The 4597-nt window shown below is 69.4% G+C and carries 3 protein-coding genes and 1 pseudogene; all 4 read right to left on the bottom strand.

Features of this window, described 5'->3' with window-relative positions; genetic code table 11:
- Positions 1-202 precede the first annotated feature (202 nt).
- Positions 203-1579, bottom strand: a complete 1377-nt coding sequence (locus tag ABZS43_RS36420) for an acetyl-CoA carboxylase biotin carboxylase subunit (protein WP_355040566.1) — start codon at positions 1577-1579, stop codon at positions 203-205.
- The gene (locus ABZS43_RS36415; RefSeq protein WP_355040565.1) at positions 1576-2199 is read right to left on the bottom strand and encodes a biotin/lipoyl-containing protein; all 624 of its coding nucleotides are present in this window, start codon (positions 2197-2199) and stop codon (positions 1576-1578) included. The genes ABZS43_RS36420 and ABZS43_RS36415 overlap by 4 nt, the downstream gene beginning before the upstream one ends.
- The gene (gene accA / locus ABZS43_RS36410; protein WP_355040564.1) at positions 2196-3890 is read right to left on the bottom strand and encodes an acetyl-CoA carboxylase carboxyl transferase subunit alpha; all 1695 of its coding nucleotides are present in this window, start codon (positions 3888-3890) and stop codon (positions 2196-2198) included. The genes ABZS43_RS36415 and accA overlap by 4 nt, the downstream gene beginning before the upstream one ends.
- A pseudogene (locus tag ABZS43_RS36405) lies at positions 3887-4597 on the bottom strand (2-nitropropane dioxygenase); the annotation flags it as partial. The pseudogene ABZS43_RS36405 and the gene accA, both read right to left, overlap by 4 nt.

Genomic DNA, 4597 nt, shown 5'->3' with positions numbered 1-4597 from the left:
CTTCGCCGGGATACAAGGTGGCGTTGGCGCGGGTGGTAATCCGGGCGAACGCATCGATCTTGTCGGGGTCGCTGGTCGGAATGTCGTAGTCGTTATGCCTGGCCGGCTGCGCCGAGGCGCTGTCCGCTACCGAGGTGCCCGCCCGGGAACCGATGCGCACCGGGCCGTGTGCCCGACAGCCGACGCGCATCGGCGCACCCGGTCAGGAATCGATGTGTACCGGTTCGGTGAGCGCGCCGATCAGCGCGGTGTCGTGTTCGGCCGCCACGAAGCGCGGATGGTCGAGGATGTCGTGCAGGAATTCGGCCGTCGTCGCGATGCCGATGCCGCCCATGCTGATCTCGGCCAGGGCGCGACGCATGCGGGCGATGGCGGCGGGGCGGTCCTGAGCCCACACGATGATTTTGGCGAGCAGCGAATCATAGTGCGGCGGAATGGCATAGCCAGGCCCGACGTGGGTGTCCACCCGGACGAAGGGACCGCCGGGCAGTACACATTCGGTGAGTGTGCCTGGCGCGGGGGCGAATTCGCGTGCCGGGTCCTCGGCGTTGATCCGGCATTCGATGGCGACGCCGCGCGGGGTCGCGAAATCGTGCGGCAATGCCAGCGATAAGCCTGCCGCGATCCGCAGTTGTTCGGCGACCAGGTCTATTCCGGTGACCATCTCGGTGACCGGATGTTCCACCTGCAGGCGACAGTTCACCTCCATGAAGTAGAAGCGTCCGGCCGGATCGAGCAGGAATTCGAAGGTTCCCGCGCCGACGTAACCGACCGCGGTGGCTCCGCGCACCGCGGCGGCACAGATCGCTTCCACTACGTCGTCGGACAGGCCGGGGGCAGGTGATTCCTCCACCAACTTCTGGTGACGGCGTTGCAATGAACAGTCGCGCGCGCCCAGATGAACCACCGTGCCGTGGTGATCGGCGAGGATCTGCACCTCGATGTGCCGGGCCGAATCGAGATACCGCTCGACGTAGAGGCGGTCGTCACCGAACACGGCGGCGGCATTGGCGCGGGTGTCCTGCCAGGCCGCCGCGAAGTCACCGGAGGCGCGAACCACGCGCATACCGCGACCGCCGCCGCCCGCGACCGCCTTGATGATGACCGGGTAGCCGATCTCGTCGGCGAGCCGCTGAGCGTCATCGGCCGAATCGAGCGGCTCCCGGCTGCCGGGCAGCAGCGGCAACCCCGCCGCCGCCATCAGCGCGCGTGCGGTCGATTTGTCGCCGAGGTCGGCCATCACCGCGGCGGGCGCGCCGACGAAGACGAATCCCTCCGCTTCACACACTTCGGCGAAATCCGGATTCTCGGATAGGAAGCCGTAGCCGGGATGGATGGCGTCGGCCCCGGTCGCGCGCGCCGCCTCGATGATCGCGGGGATATGCAGATAGCTGCGTTTGGCCGGGCCCGGGCCGATCCGGAACGCCTGATCGGCCAGGCGCACGGCCGCCGAATCCGCGTCGGCCGCCGAATACACCGCGACCGTGCCGAGGCCGAGTTCGGCGCAGGTGCGAATGATACGGACGGCGATCTCGCCGCGGTTGGCGACGAGCACCTTCCCGATCGGGCCGATGGTCACCGGGTCACCTCGAGCCGCAGCAGCGGCGCGCCGTGTTCGACGGCCTCGCCGTTGTCGACGAGGAATTCCACGACGCGGCCCGCCTTGGCCGCGGTGACCGGGATCATGAGTTTCATCGCCTCGACGATGCCGACCTGCTGGCCCGCCCGCACCGGATCTCCCTCGGTGACGAAGGGCGCCGCGCCGGGTTCGGGAAGCCGGTAGAACACCCCGACGGTGTCGGAGGTGACCACGAAAGTGTTGTCATCGGAGGTGGTTTGGGCGGCTACCTGCGCCTCGCCCTGTGCGGGCTGTCCGTTGGACAGCCCGCCGTTGGCCGGTGCGCCGCCATTCGCGCGAGCGGCGCCGTTCGCCGCGGCGGCGACCGGGGTCGTCTCCGGGGTCGTCTCCGGGGTCGTCTCCGGGGTCGTCTCCGGGGTCGTCTCCGGGGTCGTCGACGCCGCCGGATGCGCGTCCCAGCTGATCCGCAGCGAGATCGGGCCGTTGGCGACGGTCACCGAGGTCGGGGCGGTCGCGTCGCGGACGGTCAGCGCGTGGCGCGACAAAATGGTGAGAGCTTGGTCGGCGTCGGCCGCGTTCAGCGCCCGGCCGATCGGTTCGGTGGCCACGGACTCGGTCATTGGAACTCCTCGATCGTCGGTCGGATCGTGCCGTAGGCACGGAATCGGTGGTGGCGCCGCGCGAGCAGTTCGGTGACCGCGAGCGAGCCGCAGTCGATCAGCACGTGGCGCAGCGCCTGCCGCAGTGTGGCGGCCGCGGCGACGGGATCTCGATGCGCGCCGCCCGGCGGTTCCGGGACGACCGCGTCCGCGACGCCGAGCCGCACCAGGGAGGTCGAATCCACCCGCAGCGCCTTCGCGGCGGCCGGCGCTGCCGCGGCGTCCTTCCAGAGAATCGACGCGCAGCCTTCCGGACTGATGACCGAGTACACCGCGTTCTCCAATACGAGCACCTGGTCGGCCACCGCCAGCGCGAGCGCACCGCCGCTGCCGCCTTCGCCGGTGATCACCGTGATCACCGGAACCGGCAGTCCCGCCAGCAGTTTCAACGATTCCGCGATCGCGACCGCTTGGCCCTGTTCCTCCGCGGTGACGCCGGGATAGGCGCCCGCGGTATCGACGAGGGTGATCACCGGCAACCCCAGTTTCGCCGCGAGGCGCAGCAGCCGTGCCGACTTGCGATAGCCCGACGGCGTCGGCATGCCGAAATTGCGCCGGGTGAGTTCGGCCGCGGTATGCCCTTTCTGCGTGCCGATGACCACGACGGGGACACCGTCGAGGCGGGCCAGGCCGGTGATCATGGCCGGGCAGTCGGCCGACATCCGGTCGCCGTGCAGTTCGATGAATTCGTCGAAGGCGACGGCGAGATAGTCCAGGGTGGTAGGGCGGCCCAATTCCCGTGCGGCGCGGACCGATTCCCAGGAGTCGCGCTCGGGCAGCGACGCGCCGTCGGTGCGGATCCGGTGCCGCGGATCCGCCGCCGGGATGCGACGTCCACGATCGGCCGCCATGGCGAGTATCCGGGAGAGTCGATCGCGCAGCGCCGAACGATGGCAGATCATATCGACGATGCCGTGCTCGAGCAGGAATTCGGCGGTCTGGAAGCCCTCGGGCAGGGTTTCGCCGATGGTCTGGCTGATCACCCTCGGGCCCGCGAAACCGAGCCGTGCCCTCGGTTCGGCGATGATGATATCGGTGCTGGTGGCGAACGAGGCGGCGACGCCGCCGTAGGTGGGATCGGCGATCACCGAGATGGTGAGCACGCCCGCGGCGTCGAGCGCCCGCAGCGCCTGGCTGGTCTTGGCCATCTGCATCAGGGCGAGAATGCCCTCCTGCATGCGCGCGCCGCCGGAGGCGGTGACGATCACCAGCGGCTCCCCGTGCTCGAGCGCCGTCTCCGCCGCGACCGTGACGGCTTCGCCGACGGCCGCGCCGAGGCTGCCGCCGAGGAACCGGAAATCCATGACCGCGAGTACCACCGCCGCGCCACCGATCGTGCCGCGCGCACAACGGATTCCGTCGATGAGACCGGTTGCCGCACGGGCTTGCGCATGCCGGTCGGCATAGCTGCGGGAATCGGTGAATTCCAGGGGATCGGAGACGGTCTCGGCGAATTCGATCGTCTCGATGGATTCCGCGTCGAGCAGCGAGTGGATGCGCTGATCGGCGGTCAGCATGCCGTGCCCGTCGCATTCGGGGCAGATCCGCCCGCCCCGGTCGTAGCGTTTGGCGTAGACGATGGCCCCGCAGAGCGGGCACAGCATCCAGGATGTCCCGGCCGCGGTGGCGGTCTCGGTGTCGAGTATGGTCATCGTTCCTCGCTCGGTCGTGGCACGAATCGGGCGATGTCGGCGGGTAATCGCACGCCCGCGGTGCGCAAGTACGCGACCCGGGTGAGGTAGGCCGCGCCCGTCATCATCTGATCGGCGATATCGGCGACATCGCGGTTACTCGCGGCGGCCAGGTAGGTACCGGCGGCCCAGCTGTTGAACGCGCCCATGGCCGGGCCGCACCAGATCTGATAGTCGGCCGCCCGCTCGGCCTCCCCGCGAATGCTCCACCCCGACGACAGCCCCAGATACCACCGGAAGATCAGTGCCATCCTGCGTTTCGGATCCTCGGCGGCGCCGACCAGCTGCGCGGGATCGCGTTCGGTGAAGAAGGCGACGCAGTCCTGCCAGACGGCGTCGAGCGGACGGCGGAATATCGTGGTCTCGAGATCGGCGCGCAGCGCGTCGGGCAGTGCGTCCACGCTCGGGTATTCCCGGTAGGTCTCGTAGAGCCGGTGTGCGCGGGCGGCGAACATGGTGCCGCGGCGCAGCACCTGCACCTGGACGCCGAGTTCGAACATATCCGAGGACGGCGCCATCGTGCAGTCGGCGAAATCCGCTGTGGCGAGCAGCTTCTTGGTGGTCTCGGACTGATCGGCCGCCCCGGTGGCCTGGTTGATCGAACCGGTGACCACATAGGCCGCGCCGAGTGCGAACGCGGCTGCCGCGGCGGCCGGGGTGCCGATGCC

Source organism: Nocardia sp. NPDC005366 (genome assembly GCF_040606855.1).
Classification (GTDB): Bacteria; Actinomycetota; Actinomycetes; order Mycobacteriales; family Mycobacteriaceae; genus Nocardia.
The sequence above is the reverse complement of the archived record's forward strand: the minus strand, read 5'-3'. Positions and strand labels throughout refer to the sequence as shown.

Coding starts and splice junctions, on each gene's coding strand:
- ABZS43_RS36415 (WP_355040565.1), bottom strand. CDS start 2,199: ATGACCGAGTCCGTGGCCACCGAACCGATCGGCCGGGCGCTGAACGCG.
- accA (WP_355040564.1), bottom strand. CDS start 3,890: ATGACCATACTCGACACCGAGACCGCCACCGCGGCCGGGACATCCTGG.